Genomic DNA, 22,943 nt, shown 5'->3' with positions numbered 1-22,943 from the left:
TGGAACGGTTTTTTTGGTATGATAGAACAATCCATGGCATAATACCAACAGCAGCTCTAATTAAGAGCACAGGATTCAAGAGAGGACAGATACATTATGAAAGTAAATCAATCCGAATTTATTATCAGTGCCGTTCGGCCTGAACAATACCCCGAGGACGGCCTGCCCGAGATTGCCTTGGCGGGACGATCCAATGTAGGGAAATCATCTTTGATCAACCGTTTGATTAATCGTAAAAACTTGGCACGGACAAGTTCTACCCCTGGTAAGACACAGCAACTGAACTATTATAAGATCAATCAGGATCTCTACTTCGTCGATTTCCCGGGATATGGCTACGCTAAAGTTTCCAAAGAGCAACGCTTTGCCTGGGGCAAAATGATGGAGAAGTACTTGCTGGGACGCGAGGAATTGAAACTGGTCATGCAGATGGTGGATATGAGACATGAACCGTCCAAGGATGACATGATGATGAATGAGTGGCTCCGCCATCATGGCTTGCCTCTGGTAGTTGTTGCGACGAAGATGGACAAGATTCCAAAAACGCGTAGAGCCAAACATATTAAAGTCATCAAGGAAGCTTTGGATCTTCGCCCGGGTGATCTGTTTGTACCGTTTTCATCGGAAGAAGGTTTAGGAAAAGAAGAATTATGGGAGATCATTACCCGCTTTGCCGGAATCGGTCAAGCTTCAGCTGAAGAAGAGTCACAGGCTGAGGAAAACAACGAAATTAACGGATAACCGGGAATTACGCCATTTTGATGCAGGAAAGCGAGCAACTGGGGTGGATCTTTGATGCAATCAAGGATTAATCCATATTTTATGGATTTTCGTGAACATTCATTGTTTTATTTTGGGGCGAAATAGCTATACGGTAGTGTATAATGAGTATAGGTGCATTTGCGCCAACAGTACCAAAGTAGCGGCCTTGCCGACCTGAAGAATTTTGAGATCACTGCCACATGTGCAGGAAGACAAAACAATCGGGAAAGAATTGAGGAGATTTTATGGCTCAGCGATTAGCCACAGAGTATGTTAAAGCCACTTTGAAATTGTCAGAACCCCAGATGCATCAGTTTTTACGCATGACAGAAGATGGCCGGATTCATCAACGAGTGAAGGTGATGGAGAATGGCTGCCAGGAAATTGTGCTCGTAGATGTGAGTGGAGAAGAAGTTCATTTCCCTTTTGATCGTAGGGAAGGGTTTTACATCTGTGAGTTATCTTGCCGCCTGGTAAACCATTATCTGACGAACGTAGTCCGGAAGCTCTTTATGACCTTTAAGGGTGATGGCGTTGTTCATCGCATTTATGAGGAGTTTACCATGACGTATGTTTATACGCAGGGCGTTGTCCGTAAAATTGTGGAGCAGATCGGCGAGAATATCCGTGTCATCTACGAATACAAAAATACGTTGCTTGAATTGCAGCGTGTGTTCCAGGCTCGAGATATTGAACGCGAGATAAACCGGTTATACGCCGAGGTTGATTCGTTACTTGATACAAGAATGGATGCTTCTACTTCTGATCAACTCCAGCAGATTGATGAAAAGCTTGCGCGCCACCAGAAACGGCTGTTTGAGCTTGAAGCCTACTGACCCAAAAGAGTGAATTATACAAGTATTTAACTAACCATCCCCTAATGCTCTGATCTGGTACATTCCAGGTAGAAGCGAAAGGGGATTTCTTGATTTCGGGAGCTTGATGGATACGAATCTTTTATTTTTTGATCTTCCTAAAGGGGTTGCATTCCCTTTGGATAGATGTTATTTTTAATCTCATTGAAATGAAAAGAATAAAGGAACCAAGTACGCAAAGAAACGCGATTGAATAACGACAGCATGAATAATGTTCACATATCGGGATGGAACGAAGATCATCCCAAACCTGAATAGTCATGGAGCCATCCATGGCTATTTGTTTTATATGGGATTTTCATGAATCTTTATCATTAAAACAAGTATTTAACGCATAACGGTGAAGATTGGTGAGACACTACAATAAATGACAATGCATAAGATGATTTACATGGGGATTTCATAAACATTTCATAAAAATGGCCCGGTCATACTATGGATGTGTGATATAATTAAACCATGTCAATCATAAATGGATGAACATATGTAGAAAACACTTTGATTGGAAATTTATTAGGCAGGTGAACTTGCAATGCACATCGTTGTCGTTGGTTTGAATTATCGCACGGCGCCTGTAGAGGTTAGGGAACGATTCACATTTGCAGAAAAGGACTTGTCTGAAGCGCTGCAGCAGCTCAAGCTGACCAAGAGTGTATTGGAAGGTGTAATCGTAGCCACATGTAACCGTACCGAGTTGTATGTTGTGGTAGACCGTCTTCACATGTGTGGTTATTTTATTCGGACGTTCATGGAACAATGGTTTAATGTTCCGCGGGAAGAATTTACGCAACACTTATATATATATGAAGATGATCAAGCCATGCGCCATTTGTTCCGTGTCATTTGTGGGCTGGATTCCATGGTTATTGGTGAGACTCAGATTCTTGGACAGGTGAAACAGGCTTTCTTCAAAGCACAGGAAGAGAAAGCTACTGGGACCTGGTTTAACATGCTGTTCAAACAGGCTGTTACATTGGGCAAACGGGCACATTCGGAGACTTCGATCGGAGAGAGTGCGGTATCTGTAAGTTATGCTGCTGTAGAACTAGGCAAGCGTATCTTTGGTATGTTCACGGATAAGAAGGTGCTGATTCTGGGTGCCGGCAAAATGAGTGAACTTACAGTAAAACATCTGTATACCAATGGAGCCTCCGAAGTCATTGTGGCGAATCGGACACTTGCGCGAGCTGAGGAATTGGCAGCGAAGTTTCGGGGGACCCCTTGTACGATGGAACAGGCACTAGAGCGACTGAACGAGGTTGATATTGTCATTAGTTCGACGGGGGCCGAAAGATATGTACTGGATGCCACTGTGGTTCGAGAGAGCATGAAGCGTCGTCAATCGCGTCCACTGTTCCTGATTGATATTGCTGTTCCGCGGGATATCGATCCGGCGATCGGCGAGTTATCCAATGTATTCCTTTATGATATTGATGATTTGGAAGGAATCGTGGAGAGTAATCTGGAGATGCGTAAGGTGGAAGCTGCCAAGATCGAGAAAATGATTGAACTTGAGATGGAAGATTATTATCAATGGCTCAAAACCTTGGGCGTTCGTCCTGTCATTCGGGCATTGCAGGAAAAAGGTGCTTCCATTCATGAAGAAACGATGGATAGTCTGTTTAATAAATTGCCTGAACTGGATGAACATCAGCGTAAAGTTATCCGCCGTCTGACGAAAAGCATCGTGAATCAAATGACGACAGATCCGATTAACCGGATTAAGGAAATGGCTGGTACCAAGCATGGTGATGAAGCGCTGCGCATGTTTACTCAGATCTTTGCTCTGGAGGATGCCGTAGAGGGGGCCGCTGAGAAAGTAAATCAGAGCGATGCCACGGCTCTGCGCAAACCGGATGCCGTTCATCTTAACGATTCCCGGCAAGACCCCGTGCCGGCTTATGCTCCGGCAGGCGTATAAGGCGGGTGGGCAGCTTGACCCTAGCTGAACAAATCTATGAAGCTTTAATCTATATGTATGCCCTGAGCCTACTGTTCTATTTCTCGGACTGCATTCGACGCAATGCGGGGGCGAAGCGGACAGGCACAGGGTTTCTTGTTGTTGTATGGGCACTTCAGGTGTTCCATGTCATTTTACGTATGTTAACCGAAGGGCATTTTCCAATCTACACAACGTTTGATTTTTTGTTTATATTTTCATTTAGCATCGTACTAATGTCTCTAGTGATGACTCGTATTCAACGTTCCGAATTTGTCATTTTGTTGCTGAACGTGGTTGGTTTCTCGGTTACAGTGTTGAACCGGTTGTGGTTTACAGCAGGTGAGATATCTCTGCATAACTGGCAGACAGTGCATGGATTGCTTATTATGCATATCACCTTGGCCAATCTTGGTTTTGCGGCTTTGACGGTGGGTGCTGTATTTGCCATGTTATATCTGTTTTTGCACCGCAAGCTGAAGAATAAGAAATGGAATGATACCGTACGTCGTCTGCCGAGTCTCGAAGTGATCGGCAAATATATGGATGGGGCTACACTGATTGGCACACCTCTCCTTGGTGTTTCTATCATGCTCGCGGTATTGTCCATTGTAGCCGAAACGCGCTGGAGCCTGCTCTTGGATCTCAAGGTTATTGCAACGGGGCTTGCCATAGCGATCTATGTGGGGTACTTCGTCTTTAAGAGAAGAAAACAGTTCTCCACAGTTATTATGGCGAGATGGACGCTGATCGGATACGGCTTTGTCATTATCAGTTTTTTATCCAATGCGTATTCAGCGTTTCATCGTTGGACGGGAGAGTGAAGGGATGGAACGGTACACGCCAATATTTGTAGATATATCAGGGAAATCCTGCTGCGTGGTTGGAGGGGGACGTGTTGCTGAACGTAAAATAAAAGGTTTGCTTCATGCGGAAGCGCAAATTAAGGTGATTAGTCCGGAAGTTACGCCAACGTTACAACAATTGCATCATGATTCCCGAATTCAATGGCTGGCCCGGTCCTACCGCAATGGAGATTTGCGGGGGGCCTTTCTCGTATATGCAGCAACGGACCATAGTGAAGTGAACACAGCTGTTGTCCAAGAAGCTGAAGATGCGGGTATACTGGTTAATGACGCTATATCTTCTGAGCGAAGCACCTTTATTACACCAAGTGTGGTCAGGCGTGGCAGACTGAGCATTGCGATATCGACCGCTGGAGCAGGGCCTATAGCCGCAGCGGAAATTCGTGACACATTGGAACAGCAATTCGGAGATGAGTACGAGACATATATTGAATTTTTGTATCAGATGAGGATGGAAGTAAAGGCACGTGTATCTTCACCAGGTGTCAGAGCTAAATTACTCCGTCGTTTAACCGAAATGAATGTACTGGAAAAGATCCGTGCAGGTCAGTTTAAGTGGTGGACCGAAGAACAAATTGGGGACTGGATATCCCATAATCAGGAGGACATGTAGACATGCGGACAATTAAAGTGGGAAGCAGACAAAGCGCACTTGCTTTGACCCAGACAGGCCATGTAATTCAAGATTTACGTGATATTTGTGAACGGGAAGGATTAGCTTTTGATTTTGAAGTACATAAAATTGTTACAAAAGGAGATTTAATTCTCGATGTAACCCTGTCCAAAGTCGGAGGCAAAGGACTGTTTGTCAAAGAGATTGAACAGGCGATGATGGATCGTACGATTGATATGGCTGTTCATAGCATGAAGGATATGCCTTCCGAGTTGCCCGAAGGGTTGACAAACGGGGCTGTTCCGCGCCGTGCGGATCCACGTGATGCACTAATTTCGAATGGTGGACTCACATTGGATCAATTGCCAGAAGGTGCAAGAGTGGGAACGAGCAGTCTGCGTCGATCCAGTCAACTGAAAGCATACCGTCCGGATTTACAACTCGAATCGCTTCGTGGCAATATTGATTCCCGTCTGCGCAAGCTGGAGACAGAAGGTTTGGACGCTATTATTTTGGCTGCCGCTGGACTGTATCGAATGGGCTGGCAGGATCGGATTACGGAATATCTGTCAGAGGAAGCTTGTCTTCCCGCAGTAGGTCAGGGTGCGCTTGGCATTGAATGCCGTGAAGACGATGCGGAACTGCTCCATCTGTTGCAGTTGTACAACGATCCGGAAACCGCATTTCCTGTGTTGGCTGAACGTCGCTTCCTTAGTGTATTAAATGGGGGCTGTCAGGTTCCGATTGGAGCTCATGCCGTATGGGTGAAACAGCAAGATGCAGATTCCCCGAATGGACAAAACACGTTACAATTAACAGGTATGGTCGGTACGCCGGACGGTGGACTGATTCTTAAAGAAGCAATGACGGGCAAAGATCCGGTTCGTCTTGGGGAAGAAGTGGCTTGGAGATTGATTGAACGGGGAGCAGAGCAGATACTGGCAGAAGTTAGGGGATGAAGACATGGTGGGGAAGGTCTTTTTGGTTGGTGCAGGTCCAGGGGACGCCAAGCTGATTACGGTAAAAGGCTGGGAATCGATCGGTCGAGCGGATGCTGTTGTTTACGATCGGTTGGCTAGTCCAAGATTACTCAAACAAATGAAGCCCGGCGCGGTTAAGATATATGTGGGTAAACGGCCGGATCGACATACGATGAAGCAGGAAGAAATCAACCAGCTGTTGGTTGATCTCGCACTGGAAGGCAAGGTTGTGGTCCGGCTTAAAGGGGGAGACCCGACGATATTCGGACGCGTAGGTGAAGAGGCTGATCTGCTGCGCAAAAACGACGTTCCTTTTGAAATCGTACCTGGTGTAACCTCAGCAATAAGTGTACCTGCTTACGCTGGAATACCTGTGACCCACCGCGACTATGCTTCCTCTATTTCCATCATTACGGGGCATGAGAGTCCGGACAAGCTTGATCGCAGTATTCATTGGGATAAAGTGACGAATGCAACAGGCACACTGGTATTTATGATGGGCGTCTCCAAAATTGGATATATCAGCGAACAGTTGATTCGCCACGGACGCCCTGCGCAAACACCAGTGGCATTGATTCGATGGGGAACAAGAGCAGAGCAGGATACGATCACAGGTACGCTTGAAGATATTGAAGCAAAAGTCATCGCTGCGAATTTTCAACCACCCGCTGTCATTGTTGTTGGTGAGGTGGTGAACCAGCGCGAACAATTGAAATGGGCGGAAGCACTGCCGCTGTTTGGCAAACGCATTTTGGTGACGCGAGCACGCAGTCAGGCTAGTGAATTGGTCAACCGGATCGAGGAACTTGGCGGTGAACCTTATGAATTTCCGGTAATTGAGACCGTGATGCCATCAGGGGAGTCGGCACAGGAAAGTGTCAAACGGGCGTTTGGTGCGTTAAATACGTTTGACTGGGTATTTTTCACGAGTGTAAACGGGGTGGAATTCTTTTTCCGTCATTTGCAGCAACAGGGAAAAGATATTCGCTCCATTCATCAAGCGAGAATTGCGGCGGTAGGGCCTTCCACTGGGGAAGCTTTGCGTAAGTATGGCATCGTGGCGGAAGTCATCCAAGGACCATTTCAGGCCGAAGGTATGCTTGAAGCTTTTGAAAATGAACTGAAGGAAGGGCAGAGGGTTCTTTTACCGCATGGAGATCTCGCGCGCTCCTGGTTGCCTGAACAGTTGAGGGAGCGGGGACTTCTGGTCACCGAGGCGATTATCTATGACACCATTCTGGCTGGCGAGGATGACGATGAACTGCTGAAGCTGCTTGAAGAGGGCGGCATTCATGCGATGACCTTCACAAGTTCATCTACCGTCACCAATTTTATGAGCATTCTGAAACGGATGGGATTGCAGGACCCCTTGCCTTTATTGGAAAATGTAGAGGTTGCATGTATCGGGCCTGTTACAGCGAAGACGGCAGAAGCAGCAGGCTTGAAGGTCACAATGATGGCTGAAGAAGCAACCATTGAAAGTCTGATTTCTGTGTTGTCTGAGTGGAAACGAAAGCCTGCCACAGAAGCTGTATTTCCCCGTTAAACCTATAAATTGAACCGCAATCGATAGATGAAGCGTGCTGAATTCTTTACGATACCGGCGCGCTTCGCTTTTTGCTCCACATCACTATTCAGGGAGGTTTCACACGTATGAGTTTTCCAATTGTGCGGCATCGCCGTTTACGTCAATCCACAGGTATTCGCAATATGGTGAGAGAGACCCATTTGACTGTGGATGACTTTATCCAACCCATCTATGTTACTTATGGTGAAAATGTAAAATCCGAAATCAAATCCATGCCGGGCGTATTCCGCTTCTCGCTGGATCGTCTGCAGGAAGAAGTGAAGGAGATTGCCGATCTGGGTATTCCGGCTGTGCTCTTATTCGGTATTCCTGAAACCAAAGACAGTGTTGGTTCGTCTGGATTCGCTGAAGATGGTATTGTACAGGAAGCAACGAAGCTGATTAAGTCCTGGTATCCTGAGCTGCTGGTTGTTGCTGATACCTGTCTGTGCGAATTCACCGATCACGGTCATTGTGGTATGGTGCACACCGTGGAAGTGGACGGTCACATTTGCGGAGATGTTCTCAATGACGAATCATTGGAGCTGCTCGTGAAAACAGCGGTATCCCAGGCTAAAGCTGGAGCGGACATCATTGCACCATCCAACATGATGGATGGATTTGTCCAAGCGATTCGTGCCGGGCTGGATGAGAATGGTTTTAGTCATATTCCGATCATGTCCTACTCCGTAAAATATGCTTCGGCATTCTATGGTCCATTCCGCGAAGCCGCGGATTCCACGCCACAATTCGGAGATCGCAAGTCGTATCAGATGGACCCGGCGAACGCTCGTGAAGCATTGCGTGAAGCCGAAACGGATGTGTTGGAAGGAGCGGACATGCTGATGGTGAAACCTTCACTGTCCTATCTGGATGTCATGCGTACAATCAAGGACAATTTTGATCTGCCACTGGTTGCTTACAACGTAAGTGGAGAGTATGCCATGGTGAAGGCAGCGGCGATTCAAGGGTGGATTGATGAGAAGAAAGTGGCCATGGAAATTCTGCTGAGTATGAAACGTGCGGGAGCAGATATGATTATTACGTACTACGGAAAAGACGCTTCACGCTGGTTGGCCGAGAAATAAATTTATATTAAGGAGGATGTTCATGACTGCACAACAAGGAACTCGTCGCAATGATGAGCGCTCACGCAGCGCATTTGAAGAAGCCAAGCAGTACATACCTGGGGGTGTGAACAGTCCCGTTCGTGCGTTCAAATCGGTAGGGCTTACCCCAATCTATGCAGAGCGCGGAGAAGGCTCCAAAATCTATGATATTGATGGCAATGTTTTTATTGATTATGTGGGATCCTGGGGTCCGCTCATTATGGGACATGCGCATCCTGACGTTGTAGAAGCTTTGCGTGAGACAGCCCTTAAAGGAACAAGTTTTGGTGCACCAACATTGCTGGAGACAGAGATGGCAAAACTCGTCTGTGACCGTGTGCCTTCGATCGATATCGTACGAATGGTAAATTCCGGTACGGAAGCAACCATGAGTGCAATTCGGCTGGCACGTGGTGTAACCGGACGCAGTAAAATTTTGAAGTTTGAAGGATCATATCACGGGCATGCCGATAGCTTGCTGATCAAAGCAGGGTCTGGTGTAGCAACACTGGGTCTGCCTGACAGCCCTGGTGTTCCTGAAGGTGTGGCTATGAATACGATTACGGTTCCATACAATGACCTGGAGTCAGTGAAGCTTGCTTTTGAACGTTATGGTGAAGAACTGGCTGCCGTCATTGTGGAACCTGTTGCAGGTAATATGGGAGTTGTGCCACCCGTTTCTGGTTTCCTTGAAGGCCTGCGCAATTTGACGTCTCAATACGGCAGTCTGCTCATTTTTGACGAAGTCATGACCGGTTTCCGTGTAGGGTTGAACTGTGCACAGGGACGATATGGCGTTACACCTGACCTGACTTGTCTGGGTAAAGTAATCGGTGGCGGGCTTCCAGTGGGCGCTTATGGCGGCAGACGTGATCTGATGGAACAGATTGCTCCGACCGGACCGATCTATCAGGCAGGTACACTGAGCGGTAATCCACTGGCTATGGCAGCAGGTTATACGACACTCAAATTGTTGACACCGGAGGTCTATGATCGTCTGGAGACACTGTCTGCACGCTTGCAGGCTGGGTTTGAGAAGAATGCAGCAGAGACGGGTGTAGCCATAACGATTAACCGTGTTGGTTCGATGGTATGTCCATTTTTCAGTGCTGTTCCGGTTACGAATTATGATATTGCCAAAGAAAGCAATCTGGATCAATTCCGTCGTTACTTTGCGGCCATGATTGATCAGGGTGTGAGTGTTGCACCTTCCCAATACGAAGGCATGTTTGTTTCTGGCGTGCATACGGAGCAGGATATTGACGATACGATCGAGGCAAACCGTAAGGCTCTTCAATCATTATGACCATTAAAAGTTGGAAACGTCGTGGGGAATGGCTTGAGCTAATGCCAGGCAAAGCGGTGACAGGCAGTTCAGACAGGCAAACGGCTGCAGAGCAATGGCTCTTGTCTGAGCTTCAGTTACCAGAGAAAATGTTGCGTCAGCTAAAGACGAACCAAGGCATACAACTCGCAGGGGACCGGCTTCGGCTGGCCCTTTTTGCGTCTCAGCCGATCGATGTTGAACCGCGTTGGGCGGATATCGATGTTCTGTATGAGGATGACTTCTGTCTGGTCGTGCATAAACCGGCCGGAATGAAGCTTCATCCCGATGGGAGCCGGGCGGATCAAGCGATTACGCTGGATCATGCGGTTGCGTCTTATTACGAAATGAATGGGATTCAGGCGAATGTACGCCATGTTCACCGTCTGGACGAGAACACAACTGGACCTGTTTTATATGCCAAAAATGCTTTTGCCCTCGCCAAACTGGATGAAGCGATGCGCCGTAAAGACATTGGACGCCATTACGTCGCCATTGCAGGGGGGCAACTATCCCGCGAACTTCACAAAATTGATGCTCCGATTGGGAAGGACAGGCATCACAAGCAACGCAGACGTATCTCTGAAGGTGGGCAGGACGCTGTAACTCACGTGGAGATCGTGGAGGTATGGGATAGGGCGACCCTTGTCCGGCTGACACTGGATACAGGACGCACACACCAGATTCGGGTGCATTTAAGTTATGCGGGGCATCCCCTCATCGGAGATGAGTTATATGAAGGCAGAAGGGATTCTATTGGTCGACAAGCGCTTCATGGTGAGACACTGAGTTTTGCTCATCCACTGACAGGTGCTCGAATTGAAGTGGCAGACCCTTGGCCGCAGGATTTCGAACAACTGGTACAACGGGAAGGCAAGGACCAATAAACTGGGAAGGTTTGCACAAAAGGTGGCATGCTCATCTCATTCAAGGCATATAGATGGGGTAACGAAGGATTTGGACCATGGATCAGTCCCATGAGAAGGATCATGGTGAACATATGCCGAAAGGAGGACGCCACCTTTGTTGAATCAACCTTATGGTTTACGGTTCGATATTTATGAGCGCGTTCATTTGTCAGAGGGAGTTCCTGCAATTGAGGAACTGGAGGAAATTGAGTTATATCCCCGCATTCAGGTGATAGGTCAGGATGATCATGCAACATTGCGAGGCCATCTTTTGCTAACAGGTGCGTATCGGGGAGAGAACGAGATCTCGGAAGAACTCAAACATTTTATTCCGGTGGAGATCACGGTACCCCTGAACCGGGTAAGATCGCTTGAGGATATTTCCATTGAGATCGAAAATTTTGATGTCGATTTGTTATCCAACCGAAGTCTGAACATTACTGGCGTATTGTCGCTTCGCGGTATCGAGGGCTTTCCGGTGGAGGAACCGCAGGTCTGGTCAGCAGATGAGTTTACCGTTGTACATTCGCCCGACCCTCAGCAGGGCGACCGTTCTGCTGAAACAGAGCAGACAGGCAGCTATCCCAATGTGTTTGCTCAGGAGTATCTGCTTCAACGGAGCGAAGAGGAGTTACAGCAGGAACATCTATTTCAAGCTGCTTCCGAACCGTTTCAATCCTGGCAGCAAGGGGATGGGAATGCGGAGCAAAGCAAAATAGCTGAAAACGAAGAGTCCTCGTCCTTGAGGGACAAGGAGGATGAAGCGCAAGCGGATGTGTTGTCCGATACGCCTTCTCCCGTTTCGTCTTTTTTAGCGGAGACAGCCGACAGGTTGGCTTCTTACCCTGAATCTGAGCCTTTGCTTCCTCTGGCTGAAGAGTCGTCTGTCTGGTCCGAGCCTTCCGTCGAGACCTTACATACGAACCTAAGGAATTCGGAGCAGACCGATTCCAAACTGGATCTGCAGCCTTCGGATGAACAGGCAGCGCCGGACGTATGGCATTTTGAATCTGCCCGATCTGAACCAAAGCAGGAGGATCAGACGGTTGCAAATGTTCCGGCAGGTTCGCAGTCAGAGAACTGGCAGGATGTCTTCGCAGCATCTGAACCGGAAATTTCGGAGGAAAACACACCTCCTCTTGAAGCGGTGGAGACGAATGAGCCTGCTGAAAAAGAATCTTTTATCCCTGAACCTGTGGCTGAGACGGAAGACAAGCCGGAGCTTAAGGTTGCTTTTGGCAGCAAGAGAGAATCCGCACCCAAACAGGAAGAGGGCGTAGGCATCTCCTCCTTGTTATCCTCTGGCAGGGTGACACGGGAGGCGGAGGCTGAACGGGAGCAAGAGGCACTTGCTGGAGTCCAGCAGCAAGAAGCATACCCGCCTGATGATGTAGAGTGGAAGAACCTGTTTCTCGGCACAATTGTCGATCAGACCCCGTTCCGTAAGGTGAAGTTATGCATTGTACAGCGTGAAGAGACGCTCGATACCATTGCAGACCGATATCAGTTAAGTACCCGAGAGCTCCAGTTGTATAATCGTTTGTCCGAACAGGTTGTGGAAGAAGGACAGATTCTATATATCCCTTAACCTGTAGGCTGGTTTAATGACCATTTCGACCCGTGATCCCTTGAGGATGGCGGGTTTTTGCTTTGTCAGCCCTCAACCTGCATTGCAGCGCGCTTTTTCCGCTGTTGTCAGGTTGACTATCGGGCACGGGCAGGGTATGATGTGTTTAGGTTTTTTGAAGAACAACGTGGATCGGGAGTAGTAGACAGTATGACCTTTCAGAGAGCGGGATTGTAGCGCTGGGAAATTCCGTAGGAACCAACTGATCGAAGTCGCCCGGGAGTTGCCTGTTTGAATACAAGGGATGAGTAACTTTAGTATCATTCATTCCTAAGGTAGGATGGGCCGGTCGCAGCCGTTATCTGCTTGAAGTGTCACGTAAGTTCAGAAGGGGTAGTCTACCTTTCTATCTGCGTGAAACAAAGGTGGTACCGCGAAAGCTAACCTTTCGTCCTTTGATGGATGAAAGGTTTTTTTGTTTTTTGGCGATGATGAATAAGTAACGGAGGAATGACACATGTCTGAACAAAAAAATTCAGCTGCAACAGAAATGCCAACCACATATGATCCGAAAGCTGCGGAACAAAAATGGTATTCCACTTGGATGGAAAATGGATATTTCAAAGCAGGCCAGCGTAAAGATGCTGAACCTTATACGATTGTAATCCCACCCCCGAACGTAACCGGAATGCTCCATATCGGGCATGCGCTCGATTTCACACTGCAGGACATTCTGATTCGTACCAAGCGGATGCAGGGCTATGATGCACTGTGGCTGCCGGGTTCTGACCATGCAGGTATTGCTACCCAAACCAAAGTAGAGCAGAAATTGCGTGAAGAAGGTCAGACTCGTTATGATCTGGGACGCGAAAAGTTCTTGGAGAAGGTATGGGACTGGAAAGAGCAATACGCAACGACCATTCGTCAGCAATGGGGCAAGATGGGCTTGTCGCTCGATTACTCGCGTGAACGTTTTACACTGGATGAAGGTCTATCCCAGGCTGTGCGTAAAGTGTTTGTTCAACTGTATGAAAAAGGCCTCATTTATCGAGGCAAACGAATTATTAACTGGGACCCGGTGAATCGGACTGCACTGTCCGACATCGAGGTTGAATATAAAGAAGTTCAGGGTCACTTGTACCATCTGCGTTATCCGCTCAAAGACGGAAGTGGGTATGTCACAGTAGCGACAACTCGCCCGGAAACGATGTTGGGAGATACGGCAGTTGCAGTTCATCCTAAGGATGAACGTTACGCAGACATGATTGGCAAGGTGCTTGTTCTGCCTATTATCGGACGCGAAATTCCGGTTATTGCAGATGAGTACGTAGATAAAGATTTCGGAAGCGGCGCCGTGAAAATAACGCCTGCTCATGATCCGAATGACTTCGAAGTGGGCCTTCGTCATGATCTGCCACAGATTACGGTGATGGATGAGACGGGTACGATGAATGCCGAAGCAGGCAAATATCAGGGACTGGATCGCAGTGACTGCCGGAAGCAGATTGTTGCAGACCTGCAAGAACAGGGCGTATTGATCAACATTGAGGATCATACGCATCAGGTTGGACACAGCGAACGTACAGGAGCTGTCGTTGAGCCGTATTTGTCGACACAGTGGTTTGTTGAGATGAAGCCGCTCGCGGAGAAAGCGATTGAGAAGCAACAAAGCGGTGAAGGGGTTCATTTTGTTCCGGATCGTTTTGAGAAAACGTATCTGAACTGGATCGAGAATGTTCGTGACTGGTGTATCTCTCGTCAATTGTGGTGGGGTCATCGTATTCCTGCCTGGTACGACGAGGAGACTGGAGAAGTTATTGTATCTGCTGAAGATCCGACAACATTGCCAGAATACGCTGGACGCAAGCTGAGACAGGATGAAGATGTTCTGGATACATGGTTCAGCTCCGCATTATGGCCGTTCTCTACTTTAGGCTGGCCGGAAAACACGGAAGATCTGAAACGTTATTACCCGACAAGTGTACTCGTAACAGGGTATGACATTATTTATTTCTGGGTGGCGCGTATGATCTTTACCGCTCTGGAGTTCACGGAAGAGGTTCCGTTCAAGGATGTGCTGATGCACGGTCTTGTTCGTGATGCAGACGGACGCAAGATGTCCAAATCGCTAGGCAATGGTGTTGATCCGTTGGATGTGATTGAGAAATATGGTGCGGATGCAATGCGTTACATGATCTCTACAAGTAGTACTCCGGGTCAGGATCTCCGTTTCCGCTGGGAGCGGGTTGAACAGGCTCGTAACTTTGCCAATAAAATCTGGAATGCATCGCGCTTCGCTTTGATGAATCTGGAAGGGTTCACCTATGAAGATCGTGATATTAGTGGAGACCTTGGAACAGCGGATTACTGGATTTTGCACCGCCTGAACGAAACTTCTCGTGATATTACGCGTCTAATCGAAGCATATGAATTTGGAGAAACAGGCCGTTTGCTGTATAACTTTATTTGGGATGACCTGTGTGACTGGTATATTGAATTTGCGAAGTTGTCCTTCTATGGGGAAGATCCGGTTGCCAAGAAGAAAACACAATCGGTTCTTGCTTATGTGCTGGATCAGACTATGCGCCTGATTCATCCGTTCATGCCGTACATTTCGGAAGAGATCTGGCAGCATCTGCCGCATGAAGGCGAAACGATTACGTTGGCTTCCTGGCCTGTGTATGACCCTGCACTGGAGAACCCAGAAGCGGTTGCCGAGATGAACCTGCTTATGGATACCATTCGTGCAGTACGAAACATCCGTGCAGAAGTAAACGTACCAATGAGCAAGAAAATTGAATTGATGGTGAAAGCGAACAACGCAGAGACATCCAGCATCATTGAACGCAACAGCCATTACATCAAACGTTTCTGTAATACGTCCGAGTTCGACAGCGGCTTGGATCTGAGTTCACCGGATAAAGCAATGACTGCAGTCATTACTGGGGCTGAGCTGTACTTGCCGCTGGCGGGTCTTATTGATATTGATCAGGAAGTGGCTCGTCTGGAGAAAGAGTTGCAGAACCTTGAGGGCGAAGTACTCCGTGTGGAGAAAAAGCTGGCGAACGAAGGCTTTGTTGCCAAGGCTCCTGCCAAGGTTATTGAGGAAGAGCGCGCCAAGCAAGCTGATTATTCCGATAAACGGGATAAGGTGATTGCACGAATCAAGGAACTGAAAGGTTAATATATTCGGGTCGGATGGAGTGCTTCTGCGCCATCCGGCCGCTTTTTTCAACCAAACTCAAACCAAAGGTGAATCATATGACGGAACTTAACGGGACAGAAATAGCATCTCCTTTACTTACCTATGACGAGGCCGTGAACTGGATCAATGGCCTTATTCCTTTTGGCATCCGACCTGGATTGGAACGAATCGAGGGATTGATGTCATTGCTGGGTAATCCTCACCAGCGTCTCAAATTTATTCATGTCGCGGGAACGAACGGCAAAGGTTCGACTTGCGCTTTTTTGACGTCAGTGCTTCTTCAGGCGGGATATGATGTTGGAACGTTTACGTCCCCTTATATCACCAAATTCACAAACCGTTTTCAGTACAACGGTGAGGATATCCCGGAAGAAATTTTGCTCAAAATCTCAAACCGCCTGTATCCATTGGTTCAAGAGATGGCTTCAACTCCCCTTGGATCACCTACGATGTTTGAGGTATCTACAGCAATCGCCCTTCTGTATTATGCGGAAGAGTGCTACCCTGACATTGTAGTATGGGAGACAGGGCTCGGGGGAAGGATGGACGTAACGAATATTGTTACACCCGTGGTATCGGTCATTACCAATATCGGTATGGACCATACGGATGTACTGGGAGATACGATTGAGGCGATTGCTGGAGAGAAGGCGGGTATTATTAAGGCGGGGGTACCCGTTGTTACCTGTGCCACGCAGCCAGAGGCTGTGAAGGTGATCCAGGAGACGGCAGAGCGGCTGCGTTCAACCGTGTATCTGGCGGGAGATCGTTTCTCCTATCATAGACTGGACAGTGATGAGAACGGACAATCTTTTCATTTTACAGGACCGTTCCGTGATCTGGACGCTCGTATTCGCATGCAGGGCGTACATCAATGCGACAATGCAGCGGGCGCACTTATGGTACTAGAGTTGCTTCGCCAATACATGGCATTTATGCTGGATGATGAAGATATTGCACTTGGACTGGAACATGCCTTCTGGGCAGGACGGTTCGAGAAAGTGGTTGATCAGCCCCGCATTGTTCTGGATGGAGCGCATAATCCGGAGGGGGCCGAATCGCTGGCCAAGAGCATTATCGACGTATATCCTCACAACAAGTTAATTTTGATGATGGGCATGCTGGCGAATAAGCATCACGAAGCGTATTTGCAGCATATACTGCCACTAGTGGATACGCTGATCCTGACCGAGCCAGATTTCCGACGCAAAATGGATGCAGCCGAATTGCTGCAGATCGTCGAACGGGTACGTCCCGCCATTGCGAAACCGGAGCTGGAAATCATCGTCGAGCCCGAATGGGTAAAGGCACTTGATCTATTGAAGTCACGGACGGAAGCGGAAGATCTGGGGGTGGTGTCCGGCACATTGTACCTGATTGCAGATGTGCGGGCAGCCCTTTTGCATCAAACCGATTCTGAAAAAGGTTGGTGAAAGTTTTGTTAAATACATCGGAACACGTTCATTTTATAGGGATTGGCGGATATGGCATGAGTGCCATCGCGAGAGTTATGCTTGAGATGGGATACACCGTTACCGGATCGGATGTCGCTTCACAGGAGTTGACCGAGAAGCTGGCAGCCAAGGGAGCGAAAATATATATCGGACATACGGCAGAGCATGTAAACGGGGCAGACCTAGTTGTCTACTCCACGGCAGCTCCAGCTGATAATGTGGAACGGGTAGCAGCTGAAAAGCTGAACATCCCGATTCTGCATCGCGCCCAGATGCTCGCGCGTTTGCTGAACGAGCGCAAAGGTGTGGCTGTAGCCGGGGCTCATGGCAAAACAACCACGTCATCCATGATTGCACTCGTTATGGATAAATGTGATACAGACCCGACATACATCATTGGCGGGGAAATCATGAACGTGGGGACCAACGCCAAGGCAGGCCAAGGCGACTGGGTTGTTGCAGAGGCGGACGAGAGCGACGGTTCATTTTTGCAGTATCACCCTTGGCTCGGTATTGTGACTAATATTGAAGCGGATCACCTTGAGAACTATAACAGTGATTTTGAAGAACTCAAAAAGGCTTATGTGCAGTTCCTGAGTCAGATTCGTCCAGAAGGCACGGCCATTGTATGTGCTGACGACGAGAATGTTCAAGCCATTTTACCGGAGCTGAAATCACGGGTGACCACATACGGCATTGATTATGCTGCTGATTATACAGCAACAGATATCGTGCTTGGCGACCGCCGAATTTCCTTTACGATGAGCCATCAGGGCAATGTGTTGGGTAAGGTGGAGTTGTCAGTTCCAGGTAAACATAACGTTTATAATGCGATGGCTACGGTTATTACCTGTCTGGAAGCAGGTATTCCATTTGAGAAAATTACAGCCGCCATTATCCAGTTCCATGGAGCGAAACGCAGATTCCAGGTGCTGGGTGAGGCGCGTGATATGCTGATTATTGATGATTATGCTCATCACCCGACCGAGATTGAGGCTACAATCAGTGCGGCCAAAGCAACAGGGAAACGTATCATTGCGGTATTCCAACCACAGCGTTACACACGTACGTTCTTCCTGCTTGATGCGTTCAGTCGTGCCTTTGCAGAAGCAGATGAGGTTCTCATTACCGATATCTATTCCCCTGCGGGCGAAAAACAGATTGAAGGTGTTCACTCGGCTAGGCTGGTTGAACTCATTGTTCAAAACAGTAATGCTTCTGCGCGTTATCTTCCGACAAAGGAAGAAGTTGTTGCAGATCTGCAGAACCGTCTTCAGCCAGGCGATCTTGTGCTCACGATGGGTGCAGGTGATATCTGGAAAGTTGGCGATACACTTGCCAAAGGGTTGAAATAATTACAATCGTAAAACCGTCTGACTTCATTTCGAAGCAGGCGGTTTTTTTGCATGAAATGGAATGTTTCTAATTCTCTCCGCATATAGCTGTTATAAATGGGACAAAGGAGAGGGTACGGGGTGAGCAATGCTAGAATGACGTTTCGCTTTGGGGATAACGAGTCGGACAAGCCTGAAAACAAGGGGATACCCACATCCAGCACATTTGCAGCTTTGAGTGAAGAAATTCCGCACAGTCCAACGCCAACACCAACGCGGTTGAATTCAACGCCTTCATGGACACCAGAGGATATTCCCGGTGACTGGGGAGAGACGATACTGACAGGCTCCACTGTACCTGAACCTTACCAAAGAACGGACAAGGATTCGAAACTTGATGAGCCTGGATACAATTATAATCATCTTACTGCGTATCCGGGAGATGAGGACGAGAACAGATCGGACGAGAATTATGGAGGTCATGATTGGCTTGCAGATAGTGAAAACTACTCTTATAAGCGAAATCGTCCCCCAAGGGGCTGGAAAATGATTGGTTCAGTAACGGGTGCGCTTGTGACCGGGGCCCTCTTCGGCATGGTAATTCTTTCTTTTTTTAATCGTGAAGGGGCCGTAGATCCTGGCAGCAAGATCCCCGCCAATCAGGCGGTATCGGCCGTAACAGGTCAGCAGGGAGTGGCAGGTTCGGAACAGCAGCTCCAGGCAACAACTACAGGCGGCAGCTATTATGCCCTGCAATATGGTGTATTCAGTTCTCCTGAACGCGCTGAACAGGCGAAGGTGGAACTGTCCCAGGCAGGCATTGCCGCAGGCTCCGACCCGGAGGATGGTAATCGGGTGTATGCTGGCATTTCGGCTGACCGTGAGGAGGCCAAGCTGCTCAGCTCAAGGCTTAAGGCCGAAGGTGTGGAGCTGTACGTCAAGGAAATCGTCAACCCAGAGGTGAACCCGGCAGTATTCGGCGGAAAAGCAGAGGATGTGCAGCAATTCTTCGCAAGTGGATCTGCTTTGGTTGATCAACTGTCTACCCTCTCGATTCAGCAACTTGGTCAGTCTGTTCCAGAAGCCGTCTCAACCGAAACGATGACCTCATTACAGAACCAGCATCAGCTCTGGCTGATCGGGTTGAATAGTATTACACCAGGCCTGAGTGCAGACGTGCAACCCTATGTATCGGCGATGGAGAAATCAATGAACAGTGCGGTAAACGCACTTGCTGAATACAACAAAAATCCGGCTAATGTGCATATGTGGTCTGTACAGTCCGATCTGATGGAATATGTATTACAACAAAAAAAATGGCTTGAAGCGATAAAACAGTAATCACCGCTTTCCCATAACACAGCCTTGAAATACCTATCCGGCAAGGAACTGGAAATAGTTCCCCTTGCCGGATTTGTGTTTGTATTGACGTACAAAACCCCGTATAATAATGTGGGTGTCAAAAAATGGCGAGGGAAGATCACCGATGAAAAAAAACTTCGGCATGTTATTGCTGTTTCTGCTGCTCGGCTGGCTAGCCGGTGCGTGGATCGCCAAGGCACTGCAGCCTGTAAAGGCCGTTGCCTTTCTAACGAAAGCCACGACCATTCGTTGGTCGCCGCAGGCTGATCTGGATATTATCAGTTATGATATTTCACTTCAATTTCAAATGAGCCTCCTGAGTCTGATCGGTATTATTGCTGCTGTATGGCTGTATCGCAGGTTATAGGAGAATGACGAATTTTGACGAAGAAACTAAAAAAATGATATCTACTAGCGTGATCCGACAGGATGTCGCCGTAGCTTAAGGGGCCGGTTATTTTGGATAAAACACAACAGCGTCGTATTATTCTGGCTTCCACTTCGCCGCGGCGTAAAGAACTGATCGCATCACTCCATCTAGCTTTTGAAGTAATACCAAGTCACGCCGATGAAGATACACCGCCGGAATGGACTCCTGAACAGACGGTACAGGAGCTTGCGATGCGTAAGGCGCTTGCCGTTTATCGCGGGCTGGAAGGTCGCGAACAGGATGCTGTTATTGTTGGTAGTGACACTGTTGTCGTTCTGGATGGTGATATTCTTGGTAAACCCGTAGACGAAGCGGACGCTGAACGAATGTTATCTCGTCTACAGGGGCGTGTACACCGTGTTTTCACGGGAGTAGCTTGTATCGATGCAAGTAATGGACAATCCATGGTTCAATATCGACAGACTAATGTAACGATGAAGGAACTGTCTGAAGCTACGATTCGTGCGTATGTTCAGACTGGAGAGCCTTCGGACAAGGCGGGATCATATGCCATTCAGGGCATTGGTGCTTCATTGATAGAACGTGTTGAAGGATGTTATTTCAATGTGGTGGGCCTACCGTTGTCCTTGCTAAGCGACATGCTGGATGGATTCGGCGTACATGTATTGCCACGTATATGAATTTCCGCAATTGACGATCTGAAAAGAGGGAACATATGGAGTCGCCTCAATATATGATGCGCGACATCCCCCAGGAAGAACGCCCGAGAGAACGCATGATGGAATATGGGGCGGGCGCCTTAAGCCATGCTGAATTGCTGGCGATCTTACTTCGAACAGGTACAAGACAGGAATCCGCAGTGCATATGGCACAGCGGATTCTGACTGAAGCGGGTGGAATTCGCTCGTTGATGGATTTGAGCCTGGAAGAACTGACTGCGATGAAGGGTATCGGCATGGCCAAGGCTGTACAGCTGAAAGCTAGCATTGAGCTTGGTCATCGGATTGCGAAGAGCAGACTTACACAGTCAACTTCAATTCGTACCCCACGTGATGCGGCCGATATCCTTACCGAACAATTGCGTTACTTGCAGAAAGAACACTTTGTGTGTCTTTTCCTGAATAGCAAAAACCACATTATTGCCCAGGAAACACTCTCCATGGGTAGCCTTAACGCTTCGATTGTTCATCCGCGTGAAGTGTTCCGGGCTGCCATCAAATGTAGCAGCGCCTCTATTGTGTGCGCACACAACCATCCCAGTGGTGATCCTACGCCTAGTCCAGAGGACATCCAAATAACCAAAAGACTGATCGAAGCCGGCGAAATTGTAGGCATAGACGTGCTGGATCACATTATTATCGGAGATGGAACGTACGTAAGTTTGAAGGAGAAGGGCTTAGTATAATATAATGGTTGGCGTTGATGTTTTCCTATGAATGTTGACGGCGTTGTCCGTAGAAGATAGGTTCACTTTACAAATGCAAAACAATGCAACACAAAACAAATGCGAATATTAGCTCCACCATTATGGTGGTAATGAAAATGAAATGCTCTTGATTTACTGGGGCGGCTATATGAGGCAGAAAAGGAGATTACGTCATGTTTGGTGGTTTTACGAAAGATTTGGGTATTGATTTGGGGACAGCGAATACGCTGGTTTATGTACGTGGAAAAGGAATTGTGGTGCGCGAACCTTCGGTTGTCGCTATACGGACAGATACAAAAACTATCGAGGCAGTAGGTGAAGCCGCCAAAAAAATGATTGGACGTACACCAGGTAACATTCGTGCCATTCGTCCAATGAAAGATGGCGTTATTGCCGATTTCGATACAACGGCAACGATGATCAAATATTTCATCCGTGAGGCGCAGAAACAACGCTCCATGTTCCAACGTCATCCGAACGTGATGGTATGTGTACCATCCGGGATTACTGCAGTAGAACAACGCGCGGTTGAAGATGCAACCAAACAGGCTGGAGCACGTGAAGCCTATACGATTGAAGAGCCTTTTGCAGCTGCCATTGGTGCAGATCTGCCTGTATGGGAACCAACGGGTAGTATGGTTGTCGATATTGGTGGCGGTACAACGGAAGTGGCTGTCATCTCTCTTGGCGGTATTGTAACAAGTCGTTCGGTTCGTGTAGCGGGTGACGAGATGGACGAATCCGTGATTCAATACATTAAACGCCAGTATAATCTGATGATCGGTGAACGTACATCGGAGCAGTTGAAAATGGATATCGGATCAGCTATGCCGCTTGAGCAAGTGGAAACAATGGAAATTCGTGGACGCGACCTCGTTACAGGCCTGCCGAAGACGATTACGATTACTTCGGATGAAATCAGCGAAGCTCTGGCGGATACGGTGAATGCCATTGTTGAAGCTGTAAAAGTAACATTGGAGAAATGTCCTCCTGAGTTGGCAGCAGATATTATGGACCGTGGTATTGTTCTCACAGGTGGCGGCGCATTGCTTCGCAATCTGGACAAGCTGCTTGCTGGTGAGACAGGAATGCCTGTTATCGTAGCAGAGAACCCGCTTGATTGCGTTGCAATCGGAACAGGTAAAGCGCTTGAGAATATTCATTTGTTCAAGAGCAGAAGCAGTTCGGCAGTTCGTTCCAAACGTTAATTGATATATGCTATGCTTGGCTCGTTTATCGACCAAGGGGCATGATATCAACG

19 protein-coding genes and 1 other annotated feature are annotated in these 22,943 nt (G+C 48.0%); all 19 genes read left to right on the top strand.

All coding sequences use genetic code 11. The features are described 5' to 3' along the window. Positions 1–96 precede the first annotated feature (96 nt). The gene (gene yihA, locus BLV50_RS24260; RefSeq protein ID WP_090810434.1) at positions 97–741 is read left to right on the top strand and encodes a ribosome biogenesis GTP-binding protein YihA/YsxC; all 645 of its coding nucleotides are present in this window, start codon (positions 97–99) and stop codon (positions 739–741) included. Between the two features lie 266 nt (positions 742–1,007). After that, positions 1,008–1,598, top strand: a complete 591-nt coding sequence (locus BLV50_RS24255) for a non-ribosomal peptide synthetase module (RefSeq protein WP_090810432.1) — start codon at positions 1,008–1,010, stop codon at positions 1,596–1,598. A gap of 571 nt (positions 1,599–2,169) precedes the next feature. Further along, a complete protein-coding gene (gene hemA / locus BLV50_RS24250; protein WP_063566719.1) occupies positions 2,170–3,558 on the top strand; it encodes a glutamyl-tRNA reductase in 1,389 nt (462 codons plus the stop codon). A 14-nt stretch (positions 3,559–3,572) separates the two neighbouring features. Then, entirely contained in the window at positions 3,573–4,400 is an 828-nt protein-coding gene (gene ccsA, locus BLV50_RS24245) for a cytochrome c biogenesis protein CcsA (protein WP_371121670.1), read from the top strand. Beyond that, positions 4,363–5,055 (top strand): precorrin-2 dehydrogenase/sirohydrochlorin ferrochelatase family protein, encoded by a 693-nt coding sequence (locus BLV50_RS24240; RefSeq protein ID WP_256336667.1) that lies wholly within the window; start codon positions 4,363–4,365, stop codon positions 5,053–5,055. The genes ccsA and BLV50_RS24240 overlap by 38 nt, the downstream gene beginning before the upstream one ends. A 2-nt stretch (positions 5,056–5,057) precedes the next feature. After that, positions 5,058–6,014 carry a hydroxymethylbilane synthase gene (gene hemC, locus BLV50_RS24235; RefSeq protein WP_063566721.1) on the top strand — a complete coding sequence of 319 codons (957 nt, stop codon included), beginning with the start codon at positions 5,058–5,060 and terminating at the stop codon, positions 6,012–6,014. A gap of 4 nt (positions 6,015–6,018) precedes the next feature. Next, positions 6,019–7,581 carry a uroporphyrinogen-III C-methyltransferase gene (gene cobA, locus BLV50_RS24230; RefSeq protein ID WP_090810430.1) on the top strand — a complete coding sequence of 521 codons (1,563 nt, stop codon included), beginning with the start codon at positions 6,019–6,021 and terminating at the stop codon, positions 7,579–7,581. Between the two features lie 107 nt (positions 7,582–7,688). Further along, positions 7,689–8,690 (top strand): porphobilinogen synthase, encoded by a 1,002-nt coding sequence (gene hemB, locus BLV50_RS24225; RefSeq protein WP_063566723.1) that lies wholly within the window; start codon positions 7,689–7,691, stop codon positions 8,688–8,690. 22 nt (positions 8,691–8,712) lie between these two features. Then, positions 8,713–10,017, top strand: a complete 1,305-nt coding sequence (gene hemL / locus BLV50_RS24220) for a glutamate-1-semialdehyde 2,1-aminomutase (protein WP_079696600.1) — start codon at positions 8,713–8,715, stop codon at positions 10,015–10,017. Then, the gene (locus tag BLV50_RS24215) at positions 10,014–10,922 is read left to right on the top strand and encodes an RluA family pseudouridine synthase (RefSeq protein WP_090810429.1); all 909 of its coding nucleotides are present in this window, start codon (positions 10,014–10,016) and stop codon (positions 10,920–10,922) included. The genes hemL and BLV50_RS24215 overlap by 4 nt, the downstream gene beginning before the upstream one ends. A gap of 136 nt (positions 10,923–11,058) precedes the next feature. Continuing rightward, complete coding sequence (locus BLV50_RS24210; protein WP_090810427.1) at positions 11,059–12,531, top strand: LysM peptidoglycan-binding domain-containing protein; 1,473 nt, start codon at positions 11,059–11,061, stop codon at positions 12,529–12,531. 158 nt (positions 12,532–12,689) lie between these two features. Beyond that, positions 12,690–12,969 (top strand) — a binding site (T-box leader). Positions 12,970–13,027: 58 nt separating this feature from the next. Further along, positions 13,028–15,694: a valine--tRNA ligase gene (locus BLV50_RS24205; protein ID WP_090810425.1), complete on the top strand. Its 2,667-nt coding sequence runs from the start codon at positions 13,028–13,030 to the stop codon at positions 15,692–15,694. Between the two features lie 77 nt (positions 15,695–15,771). Continuing rightward, positions 15,772–17,148 (top strand): bifunctional folylpolyglutamate synthase/dihydrofolate synthase, encoded by a 1,377-nt coding sequence (locus BLV50_RS24200; RefSeq protein ID WP_090810423.1) that lies wholly within the window; start codon positions 15,772–15,774, stop codon positions 17,146–17,148. A gap of 56 nt (positions 17,149–17,204) precedes the next feature. Then, a complete protein-coding gene (gene murC, locus BLV50_RS24195) occupies positions 17,205–18,524 on the top strand; it encodes a UDP-N-acetylmuramate--L-alanine ligase (RefSeq protein ID WP_063568112.1) in 1,320 nt (439 codons plus the stop codon). A 120-nt stretch (positions 18,525–18,644) separates the two neighbouring features. After that, positions 18,645–19,844: an SPOR domain-containing protein gene (locus BLV50_RS24190; protein WP_177031247.1), complete on the top strand. Its 1,200-nt coding sequence runs from the start codon at positions 18,645–18,647 to the stop codon at positions 19,842–19,844. A 145-nt stretch (positions 19,845–19,989) separates the two neighbouring features. Next, positions 19,990–20,232, top strand: coding sequence for a DUF4321 domain-containing protein (locus BLV50_RS24185; protein WP_024633972.1), 243 nt, complete (start codon positions 19,990–19,992; stop codon positions 20,230–20,232). A 92-nt stretch (positions 20,233–20,324) separates the two neighbouring features. Then, positions 20,325–20,936 (top strand): Maf family protein, encoded by a 612-nt coding sequence (locus tag BLV50_RS24180; RefSeq protein ID WP_090810419.1) that lies wholly within the window; start codon positions 20,325–20,327, stop codon positions 20,934–20,936. A 35-nt stretch (positions 20,937–20,971) separates the two neighbouring features. Then, positions 20,972–21,661 carry a RadC family protein gene (radC, locus tag BLV50_RS24175; RefSeq protein ID WP_063568115.1) on the top strand — a complete coding sequence of 230 codons (690 nt, stop codon included), beginning with the start codon at positions 20,972–20,974 and terminating at the stop codon, positions 21,659–21,661. Positions 21,662–21,855: 194 nt separating this feature from the next. Further along, positions 21,856–22,890: a rod shape-determining protein gene (locus BLV50_RS24170; protein WP_063568116.1), complete on the top strand. Its 1,035-nt coding sequence runs from the start codon at positions 21,856–21,858 to the stop codon at positions 22,888–22,890. Positions 22,891–22,943: the final 53 nt, after the last annotated feature.

The organism is Paenibacillus sp. 276b (genome assembly GCF_900107875.1).
Classification (GTDB): domain Bacteria; phylum Bacillota; class Bacilli; order Paenibacillales; family Paenibacillaceae; genus Paenibacillus; species Paenibacillus marchantiae.
This window is presented reverse-complemented; position numbering and strand designations above follow the sequence as displayed.

Excerpts from the sequence above, each read along its gene's own strand:
- cobA (WP_090810430.1), top strand. The coding sequence starts at position 6,019 with ATGGTGGGGAAGGTCTTTTTGGTTGGTGCAGGTCCAGGGGACGCCAAG.
- BLV50_RS24240 (WP_256336667.1), top strand. The coding sequence starts at position 4,363 with ATGCGTATTCAGCGTTTCATCGTTGGACGGGAGAGTGAAGGGATGGAA.
- BLV50_RS24200 (WP_090810423.1), top strand. The coding sequence starts at position 15,772 with ATGACGGAACTTAACGGGACAGAAATAGCATCTCCTTTACTTACCTAT.
- hemA (WP_063566719.1), top strand. The coding sequence starts at position 2,170 with ATGCACATCGTTGTCGTTGGTTTGAATTATCGCACGGCGCCTGTAGAG.
- BLV50_RS24205 (WP_090810425.1), top strand. The coding sequence starts at position 13,028 with ATGTCTGAACAAAAAAATTCAGCTGCAACAGAAATGCCAACCACATAT.
- hemL (WP_079696600.1), top strand. The coding sequence starts at position 8,713 with ATGACTGCACAACAAGGAACTCGTCGCAATGATGAGCGCTCACGCAGC.
- BLV50_RS24255 (WP_090810432.1), top strand. The coding sequence starts at position 1,008 with ATGGCTCAGCGATTAGCCACAGAGTATGTTAAAGCCACTTTGAAATTG.
- BLV50_RS24215 (WP_090810429.1), top strand. The coding sequence starts at position 10,014 with ATGACCATTAAAAGTTGGAAACGTCGTGGGGAATGGCTTGAGCTAATG.
- BLV50_RS24170 (WP_063568116.1), top strand. The coding sequence starts at position 21,856 with ATGTTTGGTGGTTTTACGAAAGATTTGGGTATTGATTTGGGGACAGCG.
- radC (WP_063568115.1), top strand. The coding sequence starts at position 20,972 with ATGGAGTCGCCTCAATATATGATGCGCGACATCCCCCAGGAAGAACGC.
- yihA (WP_090810434.1), top strand. The coding sequence starts at position 97 with ATGAAAGTAAATCAATCCGAATTTATTATCAGTGCCGTTCGGCCTGAA.
- hemB (WP_063566723.1), top strand. The coding sequence starts at position 7,689 with ATGAGTTTTCCAATTGTGCGGCATCGCCGTTTACGTCAATCCACAGGT.
- BLV50_RS24185 (WP_024633972.1), top strand. The coding sequence starts at position 19,990 with ATGAAAAAAAACTTCGGCATGTTATTGCTGTTTCTGCTGCTCGGCTGG.
- hemC (WP_063566721.1), top strand. The coding sequence starts at position 5,058 with ATGCGGACAATTAAAGTGGGAAGCAGACAAAGCGCACTTGCTTTGACC.
- murC (WP_063568112.1), top strand. The coding sequence starts at position 17,205 with ATGAGTGCCATCGCGAGAGTTATGCTTGAGATGGGATACACCGTTACC.